This is a genomic window from Prevotellamassilia timonensis (assembly GCF_900106785.1).
GTDB lineage: Bacteria > Bacteroidota > Bacteroidia > Bacteroidales > Bacteroidaceae > Alloprevotella > Alloprevotella timonensis.
This window is the reverse complement of record NZ_LT629843.1, coordinates 1-25,384: the sequence shown is the minus strand read 5'-3', so window position 1 is coordinate 25,384 and position 25,384 is coordinate 1. Positions and strand designations below refer to the sequence as shown.

General features: G+C 44.5%; 19 protein-coding genes and 2 rRNA genes. 1 reads left to right on the top strand and 20 read right to left on the bottom strand.

All coding sequences use genetic code 11. The features are described from left to right. Positions 1-138 precede the first annotated feature (138 nt). The 20 genes from BQ5453_RS04190 to BQ5453_RS04090 form a co-directional block, all read right to left on the bottom strand. Complete coding sequence (locus BQ5453_RS04190; RefSeq protein ID WP_071122299.1) at positions 139-591, bottom strand: hypothetical protein; 453 nt, start codon at positions 589-591, stop codon at positions 139-141. Positions 592-1,184: 593 nt separating this feature from the next. Then, positions 1,185-1,294: ribosomal RNA gene (rrf, locus tag BQ5453_RS04185) — 5S ribosomal RNA — on the bottom strand. Between the two features lie 29 nt (positions 1,295-1,323). Further along, on the bottom strand, positions 1,324-2,448 hold the full coding sequence (locus BQ5453_RS04180; RefSeq protein WP_071122298.1) for a leucine-rich repeat domain-containing protein: 1,125 nt from the start codon (positions 2,446-2,448) through the stop codon (positions 1,324-1,326). Positions 2,449-2,984: 536 nt separating this feature from the next. Next, on the bottom strand, positions 2,985-3,407 hold the full coding sequence (locus BQ5453_RS04170) for a hypothetical protein (protein WP_071122296.1): 423 nt from the start codon (positions 3,405-3,407) through the stop codon (positions 2,985-2,987). Between the two features lie 113 nt (positions 3,408-3,520). Beyond that, positions 3,521-4,975, bottom strand: coding sequence for a leucine-rich repeat domain-containing protein (locus tag BQ5453_RS13680; protein WP_074027639.1), 1,455 nt, complete (start codon positions 4,973-4,975; stop codon positions 3,521-3,523). Then, positions 4,941-5,339 (bottom strand): leucine-rich repeat protein, encoded by a 399-nt coding sequence (locus tag BQ5453_RS04160; RefSeq protein ID WP_071122294.1) that lies wholly within the window; start codon positions 5,337-5,339, stop codon positions 4,941-4,943. Before BQ5453_RS04160 ends, BQ5453_RS13680 begins: the two co-directional genes overlap by 35 nt. Before the next feature lie 847 nt (positions 5,340-6,186). Beyond that, positions 6,187-6,906 carry a hypothetical protein gene (locus tag BQ5453_RS04155; RefSeq protein ID WP_071122293.1) on the bottom strand — a complete coding sequence of 240 codons (720 nt, stop codon included), beginning with the start codon at positions 6,904-6,906 and terminating at the stop codon, positions 6,187-6,189. A gap of 176 nt (positions 6,907-7,082) precedes the next feature. Then, positions 7,083-9,755, bottom strand: coding sequence for a thiol protease/hemagglutinin PrtT (locus BQ5453_RS04150; protein ID WP_071122292.1), 2,673 nt, complete (start codon positions 9,753-9,755; stop codon positions 7,083-7,085). A gap of 297 nt (positions 9,756-10,052) precedes the next feature. Next, the gene (locus BQ5453_RS04145) at positions 10,053-11,096 is read right to left on the bottom strand and encodes a transposase (protein WP_074027632.1); all 1,044 of its coding nucleotides are present in this window, start codon (positions 11,094-11,096) and stop codon (positions 10,053-10,055) included. A 34-nt stretch (positions 11,097-11,130) separates the two neighbouring features. Continuing rightward, positions 11,131-11,508 carry an ISAon1 family transposase N-terminal region protein gene (locus BQ5453_RS04140; RefSeq protein WP_143033257.1) on the bottom strand — a complete coding sequence of 126 codons (378 nt, stop codon included), beginning with the start codon at positions 11,506-11,508 and terminating at the stop codon, positions 11,131-11,133. Between the two features lie 168 nt (positions 11,509-11,676). Next, the gene (locus BQ5453_RS04135; protein ID WP_074027632.1) at positions 11,677-12,720 is read right to left on the bottom strand and encodes a transposase; all 1,044 of its coding nucleotides are present in this window, start codon (positions 12,718-12,720) and stop codon (positions 11,677-11,679) included. 34 nt (positions 12,721-12,754) lie between these two features. Then, positions 12,755-13,132, bottom strand: a complete 378-nt coding sequence (locus BQ5453_RS04130; protein WP_143033257.1) for an ISAon1 family transposase N-terminal region protein — start codon at positions 13,130-13,132, stop codon at positions 12,755-12,757. Positions 13,133-13,392: 260 nt separating this feature from the next. Then, positions 13,393-13,845, bottom strand: coding sequence for a hypothetical protein (locus tag BQ5453_RS04125; RefSeq protein ID WP_071122291.1), 453 nt, complete (start codon positions 13,843-13,845; stop codon positions 13,393-13,395). Then, on the bottom strand, positions 13,842-14,537 hold the full coding sequence (locus BQ5453_RS04120; protein WP_071122290.1) for a hypothetical protein: 696 nt from the start codon (positions 14,535-14,537) through the stop codon (positions 13,842-13,844). Before BQ5453_RS04120 ends, BQ5453_RS04125 begins: the two co-directional genes overlap by 4 nt. A gap of 26 nt (positions 14,538-14,563) precedes the next feature. Further along, the gene (locus tag BQ5453_RS04115; protein WP_071122289.1) at positions 14,564-16,171 is read right to left on the bottom strand and encodes a hypothetical protein; all 1,608 of its coding nucleotides are present in this window, start codon (positions 16,169-16,171) and stop codon (positions 14,564-14,566) included. A gap of 28 nt (positions 16,172-16,199) precedes the next feature. Further along, complete coding sequence (locus BQ5453_RS04110) at positions 16,200-16,934, bottom strand: hypothetical protein (RefSeq protein WP_071122288.1); 735 nt, start codon at positions 16,932-16,934, stop codon at positions 16,200-16,202. Then, positions 16,931-20,365, bottom strand: coding sequence for a hypothetical protein (locus BQ5453_RS04105; RefSeq protein WP_071122287.1), 3,435 nt, complete (start codon positions 20,363-20,365; stop codon positions 16,931-16,933). Before BQ5453_RS04105 ends, BQ5453_RS04110 begins: the two co-directional genes overlap by 4 nt. Before the next feature lie 11 nt (positions 20,366-20,376). Further along, on the bottom strand, positions 20,377-21,855 hold the full coding sequence (locus tag BQ5453_RS04100; RefSeq protein ID WP_071122286.1) for an FtsZ/tubulin family protein: 1,479 nt from the start codon (positions 21,853-21,855) through the stop codon (positions 20,377-20,379). A gap of 68 nt (positions 21,856-21,923) precedes the next feature. After that, entirely contained in the window at positions 21,924-22,334 is a 411-nt protein-coding gene (locus tag BQ5453_RS04095) for a hypothetical protein (RefSeq protein WP_071122285.1), read from the bottom strand. A gap of 225 nt (positions 22,335-22,559) precedes the next feature. After that, complete coding sequence (locus tag BQ5453_RS04090) at positions 22,560-23,696, bottom strand: hypothetical protein (RefSeq protein ID WP_071122284.1); 1,137 nt, start codon at positions 23,694-23,696, stop codon at positions 22,560-22,562. Positions 23,697-25,289: 1,593 nt separating this feature from the next. Here BQ5453_RS04090 and BQ5453_RS13915 point away from each other — a divergent pair. Beyond that, a 16S ribosomal RNA gene (locus tag BQ5453_RS13915) occupies positions 25,290-25,384 on the top strand; the annotation flags it as partial.

Sequence of the window (25,384 nt, the reverse complement as noted above, 5' to 3'; positions counted from 1 at the left end):
TGACTCATTTATTCTTTTAATATCGTCTGGTGGTGCCACAAAACCAACAACTAAAAATAGCTCTTGATTATACCAAATCTTTTTGTGGCATTATAACCAAAGTGTATACTTCCAGAAATATGGAGTAGAAACTCTGGTTTACTTAAATCGCGTAAAATTCTTCACCCTATCTTTCCCTTCTTTTGGAGAAATTTGTGTACATGAAAAGAAGTCGTTTGAAAAATTTGTTACGGTGTACACTTTTGTCCATCTTTGATAGTCTTCTACAGGTTCTTTTACATCATCATACCAACAATACAACTGTTTGTATGTTAGGATATTGTTAGAGTATGACCAAGTGCCTGCATATCCTCCAGCTTCTTTATCTCCAAATTCTTCAGGACTTTCATAAGTATACCACGTACCATCAGAGTTAAAGATGAAGATATCGTTGTCACCATCTTGTGCCCATGCACCTCGAGTGATAATCTTCTCGAATTCGCTCTGTTTCTCATCATCATCACTGCACGACTGTAGAAATGAAAAAGGAATACAGAGTAATAAAGCCGTTAACACGACCTTGCTATACATTTTAATGTTATTGATTTTCATTGTTGATAGTTTTAGTATTTAAGAACTGTTTTGTAAGAGAACAATTGTAGAATAGGGCTTGTGATGCGGCATAAACCTTACTACACCCCCTACTAAAAGAGATGGAACTCTCAGGTTTAATTTATCATTTCTTGTTTGTTGCTGATTTATCTTTTGCGGTAATAAAAGTCTATAGCAATCTCAGCAGCAATATTTACTAATAGACTTGTTACAGGATCAGGTATAAAACAACAAGCCACTGTAACAACCGCCTATATAAGTTTTTTCTATTTCATAGGCTTTCCTTGTTAGTGTTTGACATACGGAACCGCATTTCCACGCATATGCTATTACCCTATTCTCGGTAAATCATAGAACCATATGCGATTTTAAGTAGCCTATCCTTCTGAAAAGACAAAAGGATAGGCTTGAATAATTAAGCGAAGAAACCGCACAAGATATGAATCCATGCAAGAATTTCTTCAAGCTTGATTTCAATCTTAAAATGGGATTCAATCATCATAGTGACCTCCTCTTTTTTAAGATCAGTTTGATATAGGACTTCTCCCGCTAACAGTATCTATACTGTACACTTAGTTAGCCATACATGTACAGGAAGGCAAATATCTACTCTCCCACAGAATGTAGTACCATCGATGCTAACGAGCTTAACTTCTCTGTTCGGAATGGTAAGAGGTGTACTCCTCGTCGCTTGATTACCTTCATTTATGTTTCTTCATGAGGTCGATGTTCTTAATGGGTGTGCTCTTCTTTATCATTCACAAAGTAATGAGTTGTGTCTTGATTTTCGGCAGTTGCTATTGTATTGCGGAAACTGGTGGCATCGAACTCTACAATGTTTTCAAAGTATCTAAATTGTGATCGTGAATACGCATCATATGTACCTATAGGGACGTAAACTTTGCATTTTTTCGAGTCGCAACCTTCAAAAGCACGACTATTATAAGGTAAAATAGGAACTTTTTCTGCATATACGTAAATAGCTCTTAAGCTCTTACAATCGTGGAAAGCACTATATCCTATCTTAGTAACATTTGAGGGAATGTTTACACTTTCCAAAGAACTACAGTTTTCGAAAGTGCCTTCTTTTATCTCTGTCACACTTGATGGTATGTTTATATTTTTCAAAGATTCGCAATACTGGAAAGCGTAGTCTCCTATCTCTGTCACACTTGATGGAATGTTTATCTTTTTCAAAGATTTGCACTCACAGAAAGTGCCTTCTTTTATCTCTGTCACATTTGATGGTATGTTTATATTTTTCAAAGATTCGCATCCTCTGAAAGCCCCTCCTCCTAGCTCTGTTACACTTGATGGAATGTTTACACTTTTCAAATGATCGCAATACAGGAAAGCTCTCTCTCCTATCTCTGTCACACTTGATGGAATGTTTATGTTTTCTAAAGGTGTGCAGCTTAAAGCTCTATCTCCTATTGATGTAACACTTAATGGAATATTTATACTTGTTAAAGAGAAGCAACCATCGAAGGCATAACACCCTAATTGGTTATTGCTGCTATAGTAATAATTACCTTCTTTATGACAATAGGCTTCACCTCCTTCGACAATCCAAGCTTTTGAAAGGTCTAATTTGGAAAGGTTACCATTCCCTATAATGTTACCTGCCATCTCGCGTATAAAGCGCAAATCAGTACCATTAATGTCGCCGATTATCTTCAGATTTGTAATTTTGTTTTTATTGCTACTCGAAATTTTGTCGGGTAATGTTCCAGCTTCTGTAAGATTGATGGTAACCGTTTTTAATATCATGTTATCATCTTCAGAACAGCTCACAAAGCAATTAAGCAACAAGAACATGAGAACTGTTAATTGTTTGTTTAATGTATTTCCTTTCATAATTGTTTTTGTTAATTTAGTTATTGTTGAGCAACCATTGTGCCTTTTTTATATTGCCGAATTTGTTCGAAACGTTCTTCAATAAAATCACTTATTGTGTCACCTGTTAGTGGCTCTTGCTGTTCTTTGTGTTTCATGATGTATCAAATGCTGTCCTTGGCCAAACGTTTTTCTGAATACGAAACCATGGGTAGTCTGTTCCGCTCCGAGCGTGATCAGCTGCAAATGCTCACACTATGGAGCAGAACATTGGAAGAAGTTAGGCATCTTTTGGAAGTTTTGTCGCAAGAAGCTGGCGTTGATCTATTGGAATGTCTATCAACTGTAGCTGCACAGCAAACGGCAGACTTCTCCACAAAGGTATGGGCACATCTCCTATGCGATTCGGATGATTTGGCTATGCCCGATTTGTGCTAAACATTTTTTAAACACGCGTTAATCGATTCGGAATGCATTGATTTTCAAATGGAATATCGAAATGGTTCCTCGCTCAATTAGCTAAAATAAGGGGTGGGGAACTTCAGTAATCTAATATTCTACATCTTTATCTTTGCTGATTTTAATTTTTCCATTAGCAACTGAAATACTTTTTGATCTATAATTCCCTCCATTGTTTTATTGTCATTCTTACTAAAATCATCGAAACGTAATTTATTCCTTCCACTTTTGATAACATGGCCATGAGCGACAGAGTTGCGCACATGACGAAAAAGATGGTGAACCACATCATTACGTTTACCCTTTGGTTTTTTTTGTTCAAATAGTAAATAATATTTGTGTTTGATGATTTTCTTTCTATTTGTTTTATTATATGCTCCAATGTAAATATCATGATCAAACAAGAAACGTTGCAATTTTTTATCATTAAAATCATAGCAACCAAAATGTTGTTTGATTTCATTTTCGAATTCACAAAGGTAATCATACAAAAACACCTTGTCTTGTTTTGATATTTCCATGTAGTTTATCTGAATGACAGTTTAATGAACGCTATACTAAAGTCTCTCTCCACAATTTTCTATAGGAGGGAAACTTTAGTCAAATCGCGATATCTTTTGCTACATAAATCTCATCAAAGAACAATCTTAAAAGTTTTGGCACCTATAGTAATAAGATAGGCACCTTTAGATAATCCATTTATTACACCTTCATGTGACTTGGCAATTAATGTGCCCTGTAAATTATATACTTGTACAAGAGTATTACGAGGAGCATTGTTTACTATGATTGAACCTTTTTGGGTGGTTATTGTTATGTTTCTTTGATTGTCGATAACATTCGCCACTGCTGCAGTAGAACTATCATCCTCAAATTCTCTGATGTCCCAAAAAGTGCCCCAGCCTGAATCATTGCTATAAGCTTCTTTACAACCTTTAGGGACATACAATGTCACATCTGTATATATTTTGGCAGGATAACAGGAACTAGACATTCCCGAAGGAGGAATTGTTGATTTGCAAACAATTGTCTTTAAACTATCATAGTATAAATTTTCTACAACAAAAGACATTATATTGGATCCTAATACGAGAGTATCTACGTCTTGATAGAAATATGGATTTTCTGTACACATACCGGCTATTTCAAGTTTTTTGATATGCCCTATTTTTTCAACGTGTTTTATCCTATATTTTTTATCATCTACAACCCAGGAGCGAATGTCCGTCAAAGGACGTCCAACGTAATAATAATCCAAATCAAAATTGGAGAATGATGGCAAATATGCGTCATACAATAAATGCCCAGATTCTTTTTCTCCTATATAATAACCACGTATACTGAAATCTTCATTTGTATCTTCTATGATTACTGTTTTAAGCTTAGTCAAAAAACTTTTATCTTGGGTTATATCTTTAACCATAGTATATTCATTCGTAAGTGTTTCAGTAGCAAAACATTGTTCAGGTCTTAACCAATAACTTTCGTAGACAGTATATACCCTTTTACAGAAAGGAAGACCATTCAACCCTTTTCCTATAGTTAATTTTGTAATATTGGGACATTCCCAAATAATTGAGGGAGATATATCTGTGACACTTGATGAAATGGTGAATTTATCTAATGATTGGCAACCACGGAACGCGTCCCTACCTATAGATTTCACATTATCAGTCCATCTGATATTTTTCAAAGAGTCACAATTTGCAAAACATTCTGACGGAATTTTTTCTACATCCACGTCTATATTACGAACTTTGGTATTTTCAAACGCACCAGACCCAATAGACAATAATGACTTTGATAACTCAACATGAAGGAGTTCTGAACTCATAAATGCTTTCTCTCCAATATATGTTAATGACTTTGGAAAATTGATTTCTCGGATTTTGGAGTCTTCAAATGCATGTGCACCAATATCACTTAACGACAACGGAAGTTTTAACTCTTTTATCGAAGTTCCATAAAAAGATCCGTCTCCAATGGTTCTTACACTATCATTTAGTGTAACAGAAATAAGACCACTGCAACCCCAAAAAACATTATCATTTAAGTCAACAACCTTTTCTGGAATACGAATAGTCTTCAAACTTGTACATAGGATGAAAAGCTTTACTTTCTATTTCCAATAAGCTATCAGGTAGCACAACACCAGTCAAAAGGCTATCTTTCTCAAAAGCAGAGTTACCGATTGATAAGACAGTCTTAGGGAATGATACAGATTGTAAATTTTTATACCCTTTAAAAGCATTGTCCCCTACGCTGGTAACTGTAAGTGACTTGTTTTTATAAGCAACGGTTTGAGGTATAACTATTTTATCCGTGTCTTTGTTTACGGCTCCGTCTACACTTACAGTTAGGTCCTTAAGGGAGGTTATTGTAAAGTATAGACCATCTGCCTCGAAATCATAAGCAGATGCCGATAAGTAAGAAAAGCATGCTAGTACGACCAAGTATATTTTATGACAAAATGTTTCATGTTGAGTAGTATTAAATGGTTCTCTAATGTGTTCTTTTTCGAGACGTATCTATCACTTTCTATACTGTTCTTGCGAAATGATGTCTCTCTTTGATTTGCCAGGACTACGATAATGTTTTTGAACGAACAGTGACAGAAACAGAAACAACAATGATCATAACTTCCTGCCCGTAGCTACTGACTCTGTAAATAACTAAATTAAGTGCAATTCATAGGATAAAAGCGTTTTTGCCAACGTACCCTATTGACATGGTTAATAAAAGCAATGACTGTTGTACGTTCATGAAAAAAGCGTGGTACTATCGCCCATTGCCGAAATAGAGGTTGTGGAAGAGACCTATTCAGTATGCAACAGACAATAGCCCACGCTTGTAGAGAGGTATATTGTGAAAAACATACGTTGCCCCACGCCGCCTATAAAGGGAGGGCGTGAGGAGCGTATACAATGATACCAAAGTATGCGTGAGCGATAATGTACCGTGTGCCCTACTGAATATCGAAACTTCCACATTTCTATTTCAAGACAACGTTCAATACGCTCATTCATTGAGAGTCTTCACAGCTGATGGGCATTTCCACCAGCTCCAACTCTAGATGCAAAATTAAGCATTATTTCCGACAACAATACTTTTTGTCAGATATTTTGATTGTTCAGATAAACCAAACGACAATAAGAGACAACGTCCATTGTGCCTTTGTAGGGGCACATCATGGTTCGTTGTCTCTTATTGTCGTTTGATATATTCCCAATCCCTTATATAGGTAGTCTGTGCTTATGCTCTTAATAAAAGGATAAAGTGCTTTGTTCTGGGTTAGCCCAGTCACACCTCCTCGCGCCGTCTTTTCAACTTCTCCCTTGCCTCATTTATCAGCGTGGCGCAGCGTACAGGGTCTGCCTTGCGCTCCATGGCGTAACATTCTGCCAACTGGGCAAAAAACGCATCATCGCCCGACAACTTGGCCAAATTGCGGCAACCTGCCTCAATGCTGACACCCGACCCACACTTCATGCTGTTAGTGTCAACCAGCGAAAAGTGGTAACGCCCGTCTATCACATCATACAAAATGTTAGATGATGAGAAATCGCGGTGTAAAAAACCGTCCTCATGCAAACGGGCCGCATAGCGGGCAAAGTTAGCTATCACCTCGTGTTGCACATCAGCCGTCTTATTACGCAGCGTGTCCATGCTGTAGCGGTAAGTAGACAGCAGACTCACAAAGTAAGTGTTTGTGCGCAACAACCCGTGGCGGCAGCGCACAAAGGCTATCGACTCCGGACTCTCAAATCCGCGCTCACGCAGCAGCAGCGGACTCAGATATGCCAGTTTACCCTTCGACTTTTTGTAAAGCATTTGTTGCACTTTGCGTCTGAAGGAGGGAGGTCCAAAGCGTTTCACGCAAATGGTCAGTCCATTCACTTTAAGGCTGCGTATCACATTGCGTCCTGAGTGAATGTCGCGTCCTTCGTGTTCAAAGTGTTCTTCTATGTTTTTCAGATAGTCGCGCAGAGCTTCGTATTTAGGGTTGAGTATGATTTTCATGGGCAAGTGCCTCAACGGCAGTTGTAGTTAGTAATATACGTATATTATATATGATGCAAAGATAGTGCAAACCGAGCGCAATACAAAACGAAAGGCTTAAAGACTTACGTTTTTATGGCCGAGGCGCATACTTGTTTACTTCATGTATAACAAACCTCTTCCTAAAAGCCACACCTTTATTTCACCAAAACGATATCATTGTAAGTATGGCGCCCTCCGTCACACTCAATGTGCAGCAAATAAATACCCCGCTCCAACTTTCGGAGTGATAGCACACCCTGTCGTCCGTTAGCAGACAAAGCACGCTTAACCAATCTGCCGCTTACGTTGTACATGCTCACACCGAACAAATCGTGGGCCGAAATAATAAAATCGTCACCCTTGCGCCTCACACTGAATGGCTTAGTAGTGGGCAAACAAGTTGAGGTTGATGAAGACCCTGTCACCACATCTTGCTGAAAGAGTGTGAGCACATCGCCCTCGCGTTTCAGGTAATAGGGGGCCGCCTCGGGATTGTTCAACTCAACGTCTTGCCCGTCAAGCTTGCCCATAACTATAAGGCGATAGGTGTGGCCATCGTACCATGGCAAATTATCCTTGCGCAGCCAATAGCTAAATAATGGTACGTCGTAAGATGACGACACGTCAACCTCGTCATCAATGCCTTTCACATAAGTCCTTTCTTTTGTCTGAGTGTCTTCGGCCAGCATCGTAATATGTCCGCTGTAACACTTGTCTTCTGATGTGCGCAACGACACGGCAAGTTTGAAAAGAGACGTTTGCGAGAGGTCAACACTGCCATTCTCAATCTTGTCGTTAGAGTCGTCGGCCATGAACACTTCAACCTTGGCCATGAGCGGTTTGTCCTCTGCTTCAGCTATATCAATGTAAGGCACCTCCTTGTCGTGTATATTATTGATGGGGTAAAACAGAGACTCCTCCGCGTCGGCCGAAAGCAGCAGTCTCGCTTCGTAACGCCCCGGCACGAGATTGGTGGGGAGTGAAAGCGTGATGGGAATTTCAGTTTCAGAGAATCCTTCTATTTCAGTACATTCGTCCACCCGGGTATCTAACACAACCGCCTGGTGCTCATCAAGCAGCTGTACCCTCATGTAGCAGTCGCGCGGCACACCATTAAGGTTTTTAACAGTAAAAAATGCCTGCACCCTGCCACCCTGTTCGGCCGCACCGCTGAGGCGTGGCTGTGCCATGAGCTGAAAGTGAGCCTCGTCGGAGCACACCTCAGACACGCGACCTGCATCGTCGTTCAGTTCCACCTCAATGATGGGGGCCTTTTTCATTCTGAACAGGTCGCCCCATGTGCCATCATCGTTACGTGCCACACACACGGGGGTGAGGCTATAATATCCGTTGGCAAGGCCGGCCAAACTCATCTGCACGTGCTGTGGCTGATTTACCAAATAGTCAGTCCCCATAAAGCCATCATGGTCTGCCCCATAAATGCGCTCCGTAAATCCGCCGTTGTCATGGTCGTCTGAATAGGCCACGCGCACAAACTTGCCACTGTCGTTGCAAACGGCTATGCCAATGTCGCCCTTAAAGGGAGTGCCTCTGTTTACAAATGAGTTGATCACAACAGTTTGGGGCTGTGAGGTGCTGAAACTCTTGTCGTCAGCACCCTTGAGCGTGACAGAGCCTCCCTCATTAAACATGAGCTGGGGCGAACCCTCCAAAAGGCCGCGGTCAATATCGGGATATTTACCATTGTTGGGGTGTGCAAGAATGGCCGTTACGGCACGGTTAAAGGCCAGGGGCTTACCCTGGAACTCACCACCGGTTTGTGACAAACTGAGATTGGTGAGCGAATAATAAGCATCGCCTTGCCCCTCCCAACCAAAATTCATGTGGAAAAGGCCATTCTCGTCAAAGCCATCGGCCACCCAGGCGTGTCCCGAAGCAGTATTGGCGGGGCGCCCCTCAAGGTAAACGGGACAGCCATTCAGCAACTCCTGCCGCAATATGCTGGCAAAGCGACTTGGACCCTCCACAGCCCTCGTCACGTATGCCGTAGTATAGTCAAAGTACTTTTGCAGGGCTTGGTATGCAAAAAGCCCCTGTGTGCCGCTCGAACTGGGAGTGTACTGCATAGATGAGGCTATGCCCACATCGCTCATGAGTTGTGCCACGGCATGCTCCTGTGTGGCGGTGGCGCGCACGGGATAGCGGTAATCGGGCAGCATATCAGCCCAGTCGTAATATGATTGGCTAAAGTCGGCACTTTTGGTAGTTTGGTCGTAGGTAACGGTATATTCATGCTTGCCAAAGCCGTGTGCAGGCCATTGGTAGTAATACATCATTTGTGCCACGGCAGTGGCCACGCAACCGCTGTATGGATACCCCGTTTGAGCATTGAATGGGTGCGATTGTCCCCACTTGGTTTTGAGCAGAGGCTGCACTGTTTGGCTGAAAGTTGCTGCGCGAGGGCTGGCTTGTGTAGCTGCCTTTTCACTCTCAATGTCATAGTATGCTTGTCTGTACCCCTCTAATAGCCATTTTACACACGGGTTAGCATTCAGCGTGTCAAGCGTGTTTTCGGTATCGTAAGCCAATATTTCGCCCATGGCGTCATTGCCTGCAACAATTACAAAGCCGTGTCCGTGTGCATCATTAAATATATAATAAGGTGCATTGCCGGTGCTATGTCCTTGTTGTTCCGCTTGTGCCTTAATGCTTTTGTTGTTACGCAGCGTAATATACTTTTGGGCAATTTTTGCAGCCCTTTGGTGGTCAACCCGTTCAGCGTCGGCCGCAAATGTGGCAGACATAAGCAGGGTTACGACTATCAGCAGTCGGGTAATAGCATAGGGGTGGTAATGAGCCTTTATCATCGTGTTGAGTACGTTGTTATTTATGCAAGAATAGTATCAGTGCAAAGATAGTCGGTTTTTCAGACAATCGCAAATGGACTGGCTGCATCATGCGGGTAGGGGGGGAGGTAAGTACTTTTTGTGTATGTAGTACTTGCCTCCCCCCCTATAGTTAGGTGTCTGAATTTAGTTGATTCTAAGACCGACCAGTAAGGGCTAAAACATAACAGAGCCAACTGCACTCAACAGTCTTAAACCTCCGCTAATGACCATGACGAGGCGCACCCGACAAACCCTGTGGAGTAGGCCGTGCAGATGCTAACCCAAAACTGTTGCTAAACGATACATGAAGAATGGTATGTCTATGACTCCTTTTACTTGTGCACGAAAGCATTTGATCTTTGAGTTCAACGATTCAGCTGAAGCGTTAGTCTTACGTCCGTCAAAGTAGTTCAGGATTTCATCCTCATAGAATCTGATGGTATCGCGTACGGACTTGATTTCACGCAGAGTGCAGGAAGCCACTTTCTCATACCACCCCTTGAAATTCTGTTTGGCAGTCTCCTTTGTGAGTTTCTTGTTTCTGAATATGGCTCTAAGGGAGTTGATCAGATTGTATGCTTCTTCAAGTTTTGGGTAGAGTGCGAAAAGTATCTTCGCACGCTTTTTCTGCGTTGCGCTCCACTTCTCTCGGCTCATGGACAATTGCTTGCGACATCGTGTCTGTGCCTCTACAAGAGTCTCGCCATTTTCAAGCCTTTTGGGTTCAAAGCGAGTGTTCAGCCTCATAGGCTTTCTTCCGCGCTTGCTCTTCTTCCAGTTCTTCCCATGCCTTTTCCTCATTCGCTCGCGGTAAGCCTTTCTCTGCGCTGCCAGATTTTCGAGGTATTTGCGAAACTCTGCCTTCTGTCTGTTCGCCTCCTTTACGGCTTTTCGTTTCAGGCGCAGGCGTATCTCTTCGCAGCCCTCTCCACCGCGTTTTACGACATGGAAGCAGTCACGTATGACTGTGGCTTTAGGGAATGCCTCTCGGGCTATGACACGCATGCAATCTGAGAGATCCATCGTGATATTCTCAACCATTTCACGCTTATCTGCAGGTAGTTGCATGAGAACCTTCAGTACGTCAGCAGGATTCGTTCCCTTGACTACTGCTATGATTGCACCCTTGCGACCATGGGCATCCTTGTTGTGAACGATAGTGTACAGTTCGCCCTGGAGGGAGGTCTCGTCTATGCCTTGCTCCTTACCTACGTTTTGCGGAATAAGAATCCACTTGGATGCGTGATCCTTCTGCTCCCACGTCTCGAAGTTACTCAGGGCGTCCTTGTATCTTTTGGCAAACGTGGAGCTGTTAATCATGTACGTATAACCAATCTGACGAGCGGTTATCGTCTCAGAGTCCATTCGCCCTCTTTAAAAAAAGCGCGAAGTCCTTCGCGTATCGAGTGCCCTTATGCTTCAGTTCAAACTCCTTGTCAAGGTCAACACTTCTTGTTGTGCCATCCGGCATTGTCCAACGCCTTCTTCGTATGTGAAGTACCGCCTTCTTGTCTCGGGCTGGATAGTCAAGTAAACATGATTCTTCCCCAAAACCATTGCTCACGGAATCCTTCATGTCTGGTGTGCGATTGTCGCGCTCATCCAGATAGATGTGAAGCTCTGTTGTGTAAAGAACATCCTTGTCCAGAGTACGCTGTGTTGCAAAGTCTGTCACCTCGAAATATTTAAGAACTCCTTCGGGGAGGAAATATGAGGCGAGGCCCTCATACATATTTTTATTGCCATTCTGATTCATAGTGCAAAGGTACTACTTTTGGGCAATCATGTATCGTTTGGCAACTCAGTTTTTGGGTTAGCATCTGCACAGCCCTCCACAGGGTTTGTCGGGTGCGCCANNNNGGCGCACCCGACAAACCCTGTGGAGTAGGCCGTGCAGATGCTAACCCAAAACTGTTGCTAAACGATACATGAAGAATGGTATGTCTATGACTCCTTTTACTTGTGCACGAAAGCATTTGATCTTTGAGTTCAACGATTCAGCTGAAGCGTTAGTCTTACGTCCGTCAAAGTAGTTCAGGATTTCATCCTCATAGAATCTGATGGTATCGCGTACGGACTTGATTTCACGCAGAGTGCAGGAAGCCACTTTCTCATACCACCCCTTGAAATTCTGTTTGGCAGTCTCCTTTGTGAGTTTCTTGTTTCTGAATATGGCTCTAAGGGAGTTGATCAGATTGTATGCTTCTTCAAGTTTTGGGTAGAGTGCGAAAAGTATCTTCGCACGCTTTTTCTGCGTTGCGCTCCACTTCTCTCGGCTCATGGACAATTGCTTGCGACATCGTGTCTGTGCCTCTACAAGAGTCTCGCCATTTTCAAGCCTTTTGGGTTCAAAGCGAGTGTTCAGCCTCATAGGCTTTCTTCCGCGCTTGCTCTTCTTCCAGTTCTTCCCATGCCTTTTCCTCATTCGCTCGCGGTAAGCCTTTCTCTGCGCTGCCAGATTTTCGAGGTATTTGCGAAACTCTGCCTTCTGTCTGTTCGCCTCCTTTACGGCTTTTCGTTTCAGGCGCAGGCGTATCTCTTCGCAGCCCTCTCCACCGCGTTTTACGACATGGAAGCAGTCACGTATGACTGTGGCTTTAGGGAATGCCTCTCGGGCTATGACACGCATGCAATCTGAGAGATCCATCGTGATATTCTCAACCATTTCACGCTTATCTGCAGGTAGTTGCATGAGAACCTTCAGTACGTCAGCAGGATTCGTTCCCTTGACTACTGCTATGATTGCACCCTTGCGACCATGGGCATCCTTGTTGTGAACGATAGTGTACAGTTCGCCCTGGAGGGAGGTCTCGTCTATGCCTTGCTCCTTACCTACGTTTTGCGGAATAAGAATCCACTTGGATGCGTGATCCTTCTGCTCCCACGTCTCGAAGTTACTCAGGGCGTCCTTGTATCTTTTGGCAAACGTGGAGCTGTTAATCATGTACGTATAACCAATCTGACGAGCGGTTATCGTCTCAGAGTCCATTCGCCCTCTTTAAAAAAAGCGCGAAGTCCTTCGCGTATCGAGTGCCCTTATGCTTCAGTTCAAACTCCTTGTCAAGGTCAACACTTCTTGTTGTGCCATCCGGCATTGTCCAACGCCTTCTTCGTATGTGAAGTACCGCCTTCTTGTCTCGGGCTGGATAGTCAAGTAAACATGATTCTTCCCCAAAACCATTGCTCACGGAATCCTTCATGTCTGGTGTGCGATTGTCGCGCTCATCCAGATAGATGTGAAGCTCTGTTGTGTAAAGAACATCCTTGTCCAGAGTACGCTGTGTTGCAAAGTCTGTCACCTCGAAATATTTAAGAACTCCTTCGGGGAGGAAATATGAGGCGAGGCCCTCATACATATTTTTATTGCCATTCTGATTCATAGTGCAAAGGTACTACTTTTGGGCAATCATGTATCGTTTGGCAACTCAGTTTTTGGGTTAGCATCTGCACAGCCCTCCACAGGGTTTGTCGGGTGCGCCCATGACGATGCCCGCAATATTACAAGCCAGCTTTATCCATTGTCGCGTTTTACGACTGCCTTGGGTGATCCAGCCAGGCACGAATAACCATAGCAGCAGCCCCATAGCAATTTGTATAATACATTTTGTAACCATCGCTAACAAACCGAATCCGTTTCGATGTAGACGGAATCACTTTTAGAGTAATCTTCGGACGGGCTTTCTTCAGCATCGTCAGATGGATATACGTCCTGTTTTCCGCATATTTCTTCAAGCCCTTGTACAAATCCATCAGCCTCATTCGACGATTTTTTCGCAATATGCTCAAGATATCGGCTGAATGCTCCTACGCAAATGCCCTTGAGACGTCCGATTTCGTGGAGTTGTTTTGGGGTGAAGTCTTGGTAATTTTTGGCAATCTCCTCGTCTATTTGTTTGAATTCTTTGGCAGCGCGCTGCCATTGCGTAATAGAGTAATCATTGCCTTGACGCTCAAGCTTTTTGCTCAGCTTTCCAAGGCGTTTTACAACTTTTTGTTCACGGCTGGTACACGACGTGGTTAACGACAATGAGCAAATAGCAATGATTATAAATAGAATGTGTGTCCTCATGGAATGTCTGTATTGTTGGTTGATAAAGTAGTGGAAGAATAATTGTTAGAAGTTTTATGTTCAATCATACCGGGCTTAGGTATGACATGAATTAAAAATCGTTGGTTCTTCGCATTAGTCGGCACATCGGGCATCATGCGCATTACCCCCTTGTCGCCGCTTCCGCAAACAAGCAATTCGCACTTTTGAGCATGGTTGGCATCACGCAGACTGACATCATGCGCTTCCCAAAAGTTTACCAAGGCCAGAGCGCGTTCATAGCTCAGCACATCGTTGTTTTCGTGCACATTGCGCCAGTAGGGGCCTTTTGATGATTGTCCCTCCACCACGACAAGAAAAGGCGATTCATACACAGCATAGATGCTGTCAATAAACTGCACGATGCGCGAGCCAGCAGCCAAAAGTTTGTGCTTGGCTGCAGGGTCAATGCTCTCAATGTTTGAGTCGTAAATGGGGAATTGCACATCAATTTTTAGCACATGCTTCTTAAACTGCGAGTTATATTCAAAATAACGCGAGTCAATAGCCTGAACCGAGTGTTCCAGTTGGTGTATTTTGTTCAGCTCCTCCTCGTTTGCCTTGCCATGGGCGTACATCATGATGACTGTGGTAACAAATAGCAGCAACATCACAAAGAACAGGCTGGTCATGAGGTCTGAGTAGCTGGTCCAGAAAAACGATTTGTTCTTCATAATTTCATGTGTGTAGTTTGGTTCAATCAGTTCGCAGCTGCTGTTTCTTGCGGTGTTTGTGGATTGTTGGTCACTTTCAGTGTATTGCCTTGATTGGGAAGTTTCGTGTTGGTGATAGCGGCAGGCTGCTTGGCATCTTCTGATTTGTCAGTTTGCTCGGTAGTCTCGGTTTGGCGTTCAGATTCTGCATTATGATAGGTTATCCATGCGTTAAATCCATTCACCGCGAGCAGCAACACAAGTGCTGCGGCAATCACCATTTGCCAAATGTTCGCTTTGCTACGCACAACTACCTGGCTGCCGCCCTTGCCATCGGGGCGGGGCATGGCATCGATGGTTTGCACCAATCTGTTCAATTCTCTGTTTTGCACTTGCAACTCCTTTCGCCAGTCCTTGAGCCCATCGATCACAGGTTTAAGGTCGCGCAGTGTGTCATAAAAAGCATCAATCTTGCCCGCTTGTCCCGCCACGAGTCGCTTTTCGTTTTCAACCAGGCGACTCATTTCGTCAGACGACATGGCCAGTGATTCTTTCAGAGCTTGCATCTGTTCATTCACAGATTGCTTCATTTTATTGAGTATGCTTTTAATGCCGTCGTCCACTGCGATTGTAGCAACTTCTACTGCATCGTTGCGCTTTTTCAACGCTTCGAGCTGTTTGTTCGCATAGGTCAGATATTCGTGGAATTTGTCAAGTTCGCCAATCGACTCCTTAAATGCCGTGAGCACCTCCACGTTAGCTGTGGCCATTTGTTTAAGGTCCAACTTGTTGACAGTTTCAATCAATTTGCTTTGGTCGGCAGCAGTTTGGGCAATGTCGCCAACCGATTTGTTAAGTCCGCTGACATTACGGGTAAAAGTTTGGTTGAATCTGTTGAGGTTCTCCTCAAGCCGGCGCACCCCTTCGCTGGCATTCTCTCGCGAAATGATAGGCATGAGTTCGGCTTGGAACCAGGAGTAGAACGTGTTCTTGCGTTCTTCAAGACACTTTTTGCTTTTCTTGGCCATGAACGAAATGGTCGAGGTAAAGCCAATGCCACAAAACGAGGCGGCCATGGCTAATGCTACATCGCCCATTAACGACCCAATATGCTGCTCCGGTTTGTCTACGAATGCTGCAAAACCACCGTCGCCTAAAGCGATGCATCCAATACCTATGATGATGCCGAGCATAGTGCACATCAATCCGATATAGAGTGGGAAAGGCGTCTGCGTATCAATCTCGTCCTCAAGCATGGTGCAGTTGCGCTCCACTGTGTCTTTGATTGTGCTAAAGTCACTTGCAAGTCCCTTGTTGCGTATAAGGTAGTTGTTGATAGATGACTCTATTCTTAAGCCAATAGGGTTGCTTGATGAGATGTCTACAAGGCTTATTTTATCTTTCTTTCCTCGGTCTGTCCAATCAAGGTCAGAGCTATAACTTGGGTCGGTGTAAAAAGCTTCCTTATACCGAATCTCTTCATAGCTTGTATTGTCAAATTCGTTAGCAGGTATATAATAGTCTGTGGAATGGTAGCTTTGCTTTTCTGAGAATATGTTTTTTAGCTGGTTTATCATCTTGATGCTATCCTTCAGGAAATAGAATTGCCAGTAGATAGCAAACAAAATAACAGCTATGATGAAAATCGTTTCCATTTTAATTTTAAGTGTTTTTAATCAGCATCTAATGCCCGTTCGATGTGGCACTTTTGTTAGTAATGGTTATAGGCTTCAGCACTTCGGCCGTTTGTCCGTTAATACGCACTCTGCCGGCCTCCTGTTTGAAGTTAGTTGCATTAACTCCGGCATCAACGTAGCAACATTTAATGTTGTCAGAGTTGCCCAGGCATTTTGCGGCATTCTCTTCCACAAGTTCAAAACAGCCTTCAGTATCCGATCCATTGTCAAGTGTGATGACAAAGATGTGTTCGTAGGGGTCGAATTTCTGGCTGAGGTTTATTAGCCTGTTGGCATCTTGTGCATCTTGTCTGGCGTAAAGTTTGCGCGGTGGGGTCGGGGTAATGTCAAATTCGATGGTTGGTGAGCATTGAGGGTCTTGTGGAGCATCATTTGCAGAATGCTCATCGTCCTGTGGCGCATCATGCACGTCTGTATTTTTCGACTTCTGCATCTCTGCCTTGGGTGCTTCCTGCGGCTTATGCTTTAGTGCTTGATACCATTGTTGGCACACATCCCTATCACGCTCCGCTTTTTTCGCGCGGCGTTCCATCTTCGCACCAAAGCGCCACAGCATGCCAATCAGCACGATGCATATCGCCACTGCAACCATGAGTCCCACCTCAAGGTATGTGAAGCTGGCTACACCCACTTGCAGACACTCATCGCTTGTGTGTGCCATGGCTCCCCAGGGGCAGGCAAGCCATGGCATCAAAATAGCAGATAACTTCTCCTTTGTCATACCTTTAGCAATTCGTTGGTCAGTTTGTGCAAAATGCCCTCAATTGGCAAGAAAAAGAGCGATGAGGCCACCTCGTAGTTCGGGTTCGCCACTTGCGCGCAGCCATCTTTCACATACTTTTTGATGTCGCGCTTGAAGGCTGTCATGTCAAAAACCTTTTCCATGTCGGCAGGCAGTTTGATGTATTTGTTAGCTTCGCCTTCGGTGAGAATTTTGCGGCAAAGTGTCACAAACTCTTCCACATGATTGGCAACCTCTTGTTCTTGTTTGTCACCCACATCGGCATATTTCTTCACGGCATCGTCTGTGCCTATCCATGTAGTGGCGTGTTGGCTCACATAATCAATGTCAATGCTATCATTGTCATAATTTCCTGAAGCAAGCACAATACCTCCCTTGGCTGTAGCTGCTTTGGGCGAGTTGCCCGGAGGCATCAGCAAATCCAGACCGTCTGCGTCATATTCGTGTCCCAACACGTGTTCAAATATCTTTTGCGTGATATTCACGAGTCGTTTTCTCGATACAGGGTTGTCAAGGAATATGTCGAATATCTTCGAGCCGTTGCCGCTGAAGCCTATGTAGCGTGGTTCTTTCAGGTGGTGCATTCGTGTTACCTGTGCTGCATAGTATGCAATGGCCATGTAGTAGATTAGTATAACCATGTTGCATTCTTCCGATTTGGAAAGCTTCTCCTTAAAGTCATTCTGCCGGCGTATGCTTTCATCGCTGATGATGGTGCTTTCGGCAATGGAGAAAAAGAACGATGCCAAGTTGGCCGACGCATTTGCGCCACGGCTGATTTCATCAAGCACAGCATAATAGACGCCCGTAGCTTGCACGGCCTCGTACTGTGGCTTGAAATATTTGATAAAGCCATTGTCGGCACTGTCAAATGCAGAGTTTGAACCAAACAGACTGTTCGAGGCAAAGCGTGCCGATGAGATGCACACAACATCTTTACCGTCGGCAAACAGGAAGTCGGAGGTGCCACCGCCAATGTCAATGGTGATGGCAGACGAAGAACCTGTTTTGAAAGCGGGGAGCGGGGCAATTGCCTCGGGCATGTACTTGATTTGATCGTGTGTGGCTCCGTCGAAGTAGCGGCTGAACACATTGTCCCATGTTTTTGAGAACTCGCCAACCATTTGTGAAACCATGCTGGTAGGGTAGAACCATACCACTTTTGTAGCACTTAGGTCACCATTGTTCATCAGCACCTTGTTGCGCATGATGAGCGCCAGTTCCGACAGGAAACACTCTATCTGTGCTTGTGCCGTGTCCGCATCATTCCATTTTAGGTTGGTTGTAGGTTGCTCGTCGTAAGTGGGCATTGTATCGCGTTCGTAAAAGAACGGAATGTTGGCATCGACAAGTGGCTTGGCCCGTAACCAGTCCACCTTTTTGCACGAGGTCAATGCTGTGCGGATCGGGAATGAGGCCGACAGATTGTCAGAGCGACACTGCCCTATGATGGGTGGAAACATGTCACCGCGCATCATTTGGGTCCACGACGTGTCGCTCATCATGTCGTTAGACGGACGCAGTTGCGCGTCGTCAGCTGTGGTGTCGAGCGGTCCGGGCGATGAACCGTCAACAGAGTATTCAATGTGTGTGTTGGTCGTGCCGAAGTCAACTGCAAACACAAACTTTTTGCTGCCGCCGCCTTCATTCATCAGTGGTATGAGCAGATTGTCGGTGCCTTTGTAGTTGACAGCTATGGCTGTAAAGTTATGTGCAATGTCCCATTGTTTGGTTACACAAGTAATATCGTCAATACGGTTGCCCAGGGTGTCAAAATTGCGGCACATTTCAGGTGTATGGTCAATGAATTTGCATTCGTCAACGAATGACAGTGTGGGCAAGTCGTTTTGAGCCTCCGTATCCGATATCTTGTTGTCAATAGAGAGCGTAACACGATAGTCGGGGGCAACGCCCTCAGGAAATCGTATGTGTGGCAATATAGTAAGTCCGGTGCTTCTCATGTCTATGATGCGCCCAAATTGGCTGTTTAACATCGAATCGGTCTGCGTTTCCATATAGCTGCGCTTAAACACCACCTTGTCTCTGCTGCCGTCACCCCTGATTGGAATAGACAGTTCAACTTTTATTTGCCCCATACCGCCTTTCTCGGCACGCAGGCAGCGTTTCAAGTCGGCAAGGCTGAAATAGCGGAAAAACTCTTTCTTTATAGGAATGAGGTAATGCCTCAGCTCTTCGTCTGTGCCAAGGGGCAAATAGTCGTCGTTGCCCCCGTCAAAAGGTTTTAGTGCATAGCTTGTGCGCAATATGTTGGCACACAGAAAGTCGCCTGCGGTCAGATAAGGGTACTGTACATTTATACCTGGCAGAATACGTTGGGCGAGTTCTGCCTTTTCTTCAAATGGTACAAGTTTGACCAGGCTGCCGTCCCACTCTGACGTGGTATAGGACATTCCGTCGCAACTGTGGTCGTTGGGCAGCACAAGGGGCAAGTCGCCTTCAATGGCTTTCGTGGCGTTGATAACCAACTGGCTGTGTTGGCTTACTTGTGCGGCATCAAAGCGTTTGTACATCACGGGGTAACCACCGGCCAGTGTCACGGGCTTGCCATTGTCTGTCGTAACGGGGGCAGTGTCGGTGTGTGATGCAGCGGTCATGTTGGCCAACTCCTGTCCAAAAGCATTGTCTATGCTGTTGAGTTTGGTAATGGTGTCGCTGATGTAGGTGCTGACCTCAGGGTACCCCTCGGCAAAGCCAGGTTGCTTGCTCAGCCACACAAGGTAGCGCACAAAGTCCGCATCACGTTTGTAGAGCGGGTTGTAATCTCCGTCAAAGGGGCGGTCGTTATTGCCATCAAACAGTATTTGGTTTGTCACGTATCCCAGGTCATTGGCCGGTGTGAAGAATAGTGTACACGGGCTGGTAGCGCCAATCACGTGGCCGGGTAACGCACTCGTACCCGGTGCACCAGGTCCGGTGTATTGCAGTATGAAGATGCTCTTCATGTTGTGCAGATTGTACACATTGCCATTGGCCGCATCTGATTGTATGTAAAGCTCCAGTGTCTTGCCCAACAAGCGCAATTGCTTGTCTGTCGAGGCTTTGAGATTTTGTATCTCGCCCACGTTCCACTCGGTAATCTTTACCAGATTGCCGTACTTGTTGATATTGAAAAATATTTCGCCCACATCGAGCGCGTCCGACACCATGCGGTGATATATGGTTTTACCGTCAAAGTCGTGTGTGTCATTGACATATTTGAAGCTTTGCTTCACAAGGTCAAGACGCGCAAATGGACTTGGTATGGAGGTTATCTCTGATTGTGCGCAGTTGCCTTGGGGGTCGGTGATGGTTTCAACAGCTTTTTGCGAAATCACTGTGCTTTGTCCCCAACCATTTATATTGTTTGTGGCACCCGATGCAGTGCCATCATGAAGTCTGAGTACTTTCATAGCAGGTTGTGTCAGATTTTGAGTTTTTCTTCAATAAGGTTGCTGGTCACTAACGAGAACAGATTGAGCCAATATGCTGCAGGTGTCTTTAGTGACTCTGGCAATTTGCCGAAGTCCTTCTTTTTCTTAAAACTGTCAAGCTTGTTGTTGAACAATTTGAAGTTGTCGTCCATGATGTATGACAGTACCTTGATCTTTTTAGGCTCTTTGTCGCTTACAATGGCAAATACGTCTTTCTCGCCCGTAGTCAGTTTGAACGGGCCGAACTGACGCTTGTTGTTTGCCATGTCGTTCAGCCATTGTTTGTAGGCGGTGGTAAAGCTCGTCAAATGTTCCCAAAAGCCTTTCTCTTCAAGCACAGTGCGCGAAAAAATGGGTTCGTGCGTACTGGCCCAAGCCAGTTTCCATGATTGGTCGAGAGCCTGTGTAAAGTAGTTGTGCGCCAGCAGCATTTTGGCCATAGGCTTGCGCACGAGCGCAACGCTTTGTTCGGAAAGGTTGCTGAAGTTGAATTCCTGCTTGTCCTCCTTAATGCCGTATTCATGATATACCGTACGGCTATTGGCATTGTGTGTCATGCCGTCACAAGCTTGGTTGGCAAAATCAAATATCGAGAGCGCGGCAACAAATTCCACAAAGTTGGGTTTGTTCTTTTGCTGCGCACCGCCGTCGTGGTTGTCGTAGGTGGGACGTGCATCATCGCCTATGTAGTACATATGATCCAATTCGGCCAAATTGCGCTCGTAATATTTAAGCGCGGCACGCGTCTTTTGTATAAAGGTGCCGCTGTCTATTTGGTCATCGCGGTTGGGGTCAACATTGTCAAGAATGAAGTAAGGCAATACGCTGATGGCACCGATTGGAGCTTGGGCTATAAGATTGGCGTTTGGAACGTTGGCCGTGTCATTGGCGCGCAGGTTCTTAAGCAAAATAGGAAAACCGCTCGCACCTGTGCCGCCAAATATCGAACTGATAATGAATATGGCATCACCTTCAGCAAAAGAGTTGGCAAACGCTGCAAAGTCTTCGCTGCCAATAAATTGGTTCAGCACCACACTGCCAATGTTGGGGTTGCCCTTGAAGCCTACCGACATATCAGCTTCGAGATTTTTCTCGCTGAATAGCATCTTGACAAGGTCGCGGTTGGCATTGTCAAGGCTGCTGAAGTGCATGTAGTCCTTGAACTTTTGTGCTGTGCCGCCGGGTATGTTGAGCGTAAAACCATCGTGGCAACAACTTGACATGCTGGTGGCAAAAAAACCGTCTGGGTCGGCAGCTGACGTATGGTCGGTAAATTGGTAAAGACGTTGGTAGTTTTCCATCAATTGTACGGTCTCGGTTTTGTCGCCTGATGTGCTGTCGGCATCAACCACAATTGGTACAACCTCTGAAAAACTGGGTAGCTTGACGCCTGCGCCAAGCAAAAACGTTAATGAACGTAGCACACGCGAACCTGTGCCGCCTATGCCAAATATGTAAAGCTTTGCCATAATGCTAATGTAAGTAGGTGTTCAAAATAGAATATCATTTCTTGAATGAGCCGCAACTTTGGTTATCGTCACATCTTAAATGGAACTTTGTAATTGTGTGTGCTGAAAAAGCACAAAACAAATGAGCAAAGCACGAACAGCAATAAGCTAATGAGGCCGCTGGACACTCCTGTGCCAAACAGATCGGCGTAGCTGCAGTCGCTTACTTCGTCGCTGCCAGCTTCGTTAAACAGTGTGCAGCATTCGGCAACTGTGGTCAATGCTACAACTACAAAATTGATGCCGCCAAATATCAACCACCATTTGCGGCCGCTACACCTCACTGTGGGCAATAAATAAAATAACAGTGCTATGAACAGCGTGATGCCAACAGTAGTGCAACCCAGCATAGTATAGCCGTTGCAGTCGTACAGATAGCTGTCCCAGGAATCTCCATAACAGTTTACATAACCGTAAATAGTCGAAAAGAAATCGTTCATGATATAAATGTGTTTGTGTTAAGGGTGGTTTTAATAATTCTGAAATAGGGATTTGTGCACTATCGGAAGTGTTTTTTTGAAAGTTTGTGAGGGAACATAGCGGGCTATGTGACCGGACAAACTTTCAAAAGGGCACTTCTGATAGCGTGCAAACCACATTTCAGAATAGCAGAACTCTAAAAATAGAATTTTTTAGAACCACCCTAAAGTAAGCGTTCAAAAGGGTTATTCAATGCAGAGCCTCATTCGGGCATAGCACGCATCAGTGCTTGAAAAGGCTTTTTGCACACCTCGCATCAATGGCAACAGTCCGAACGTTTTTCCCGGTAATGGTGCTGTGCCCTCAGCGTCATTGCACTGCTCGATCCATGCCGGAAACAACTTTTTCAACAAAATATCGCATGATGAGGCGCATAGGTGTTTGCTGTCGTTCGCTGTCAGTGTGATGCAGTGTGTGTAGCCATCTGCTGAGGCATTCAGTGGCGCTACGCTTGTTACCTTGTAGCTACTTGTGTTGGTGGCATAATTGCTGGCGTCACATAAATATTGGTCGGTCAATGGCAGACATGAATAATCTACGTATACCTTAAATGTAAAGTTGCCGCTGCGCTTGTTAGCATGGCAGTCTTTCAGATGGTGTCTTAGGCCATTCTTGCTTTTCTTGCACAGTTTGAAGGTGCCATACTTGGCACTTGTATTTTTCACAACTTCGTACCTCACGGGCGACAGCCCAGCCTCTGTAAATGAATTTATAAAATGTGTATCGCCCTTCATTGCTGAGTGTAACAACAGCGCTACAGCTGAGCGATTGCCTGCCAGCATCACATAATAAGGGCGTTTGCCATGATAGGTTGATTTAGTGTTGCTTACATTCCAGTAGTAGCCAGCGTAGTCCGAAATGCCTTGTAGTATTACGACACAAAAGTGACTGTCTTGTTTGAACCTGCTGCCCATGGTATTGCTGATGTCTTGCTGCTGCATACTAAGGTATTCCTTCACACTTTGCGCATCAGTTGGCGGTGAAAAGATAAAATCAGATGCCAGCAATGCAACTTCTTTCGGACTGTCGCCCAGCACGCGCTCAATCACTTCTGAAATGTCGGAGAAAGCTCTGTTGCCACCTTGTTGCTTAAATGTAGACGGTGTAAGCTTTAATATAAAGTTACGGGCATCGCAGGATTGCCTGTATATGCTGTCGTTCACATAGCTTAGTTTGGGCGCTTTTACGTGCTCATTTGTGAGTAGTGTGTAAATGCCAGTCTTGAATGAAGTGCCACTACTTACGTAACCATCAATGCTTCCAGAGTTTTCAATGTATGCGTTTAGCGAAACATTGGGGCATGCTTTGTCTGGTTGTTCCACTGCTTCGTCTTTGCAAAAGTCTTTTTTGAAGAACGAACATGAATTTAGAGTAAGTAGAAGGGATATTAAACTCGTATAAGTTGTTAGTTTATTCAGAAACATGTAGCAAAGGTTATTTCATATTTAGTGTGGTGGCGCATTAGTGTTGAGTTTTAACCTTGTAGGTTGCGGGTTAGTAACTCTGTTCCGGCTCCGATATTCCTCAATTTGTTAAAACATCTACAGTAATTCTGCGAAATGACTGTCAGGGCGCAAAGATGGCGCGAAAACCATAGATTATTTGCACGCGATGTAAGTTCAATTAAATTTATGCAAATATAGGTATTTAAGAAACACCCCCCATTTTATACAAATATTAACGCGACAGTACGCAAGGTATATATCGTATGCACAAATTCTTTATTAAGTCGAGATCTAACACGGCAATAATCCAGGCCATCTCTCATAAACGTAGCTTGTGTAAGGTAAAAGTGCATTTTGTCTACACCCTACACTTTCGTTCGTAATATATTGAATATCAGCGTAAAAAAGTGTGTAGGTGGTATCAGCACGCTACCTACACTGCCTGCACTGTCTACACCCTGTCTGCACTATTTGCACTATTACTTCGTCTGCACTCTGCACTATTGTTCGTAATATGCTGAATATCAGCACAAAAAGTGTGTAGACAGTGTATGCACTTTGTCTGCACTGCCTACACCGTATCTGCCTGCGCTTTAGCCATCGGTTTTACAACCTGCATTGTCAGCACGCATGAGTATGCATTTCCTGTAATGGCAGACAGAAAAATCTATCATGCCAGACAGAAAAATCTGTCGGAGGTGCCAAACATTTTCTCTCCCTATACCGGAAATCCGCCCTCCCGTAGTTGTGCTTGCAACTCCGCACCTGCCGCGTGTAGTTTCCGTGTAGATAAAAATTTCATCTGTCTACACACTTAAATGCCTTGATTATCAGATAGAAACGCTTCGTTAGTGCAGGATGCACACAATATTGCCTCAAAATGCAGGACGTGCGCGCGTGTGCGTGCGCGCGTATACGTATATATAGTAACATTCCCCGTGTCCCTCGGCGTCTGCTTATTTGCATACCAGCACATTTGCACATCTGTACATCAGCGAGCGCATAACGAGCAAATTTTCCCGCCCGTCTGCGCCCCGGCAAATCAGCACTTTTGCCCGCCAGCGGGGACAAACGGTCATGTCCGCCGCCCGAGAGCGCAAAATTGCGCGATTTTTTTTGCACGCCGCAACGCGCTGGCATTCAGCGAGTTACGTCCGTTTCAAGAGAAATTCCCGAAAATTTCTCCAAAATTTCTTCGCCAAAAATTTGGTGTGTGTGACAAAAGTCCGTACCTTTGCACTCGCAAAACAGAAATGAGGCCTACAACACCTCACAAATCTGAAGCAATTCGATCTTTGAAAACATTACATAAAACTATTTTGTAGAGAAGTACAAGAGACAAAATGAGCACTCTTTTATAAAGAGCTGTTCGGGTTAGAAAGTCACTTGTCAATTCCTGAAAGAAATTTCAAGGACAGGTAATGACGGAGTCTTGAGCAAAAAACAGAGAAAACAAAACATTAAGATATTACAATGAAGAGTTTGATCCTGGCTCAGGATGAACGCTAGCTACAGGCTTAACACATGCAAGTCGAGGGGCAGCGGTATCGAAAGCTTGCTTTCGG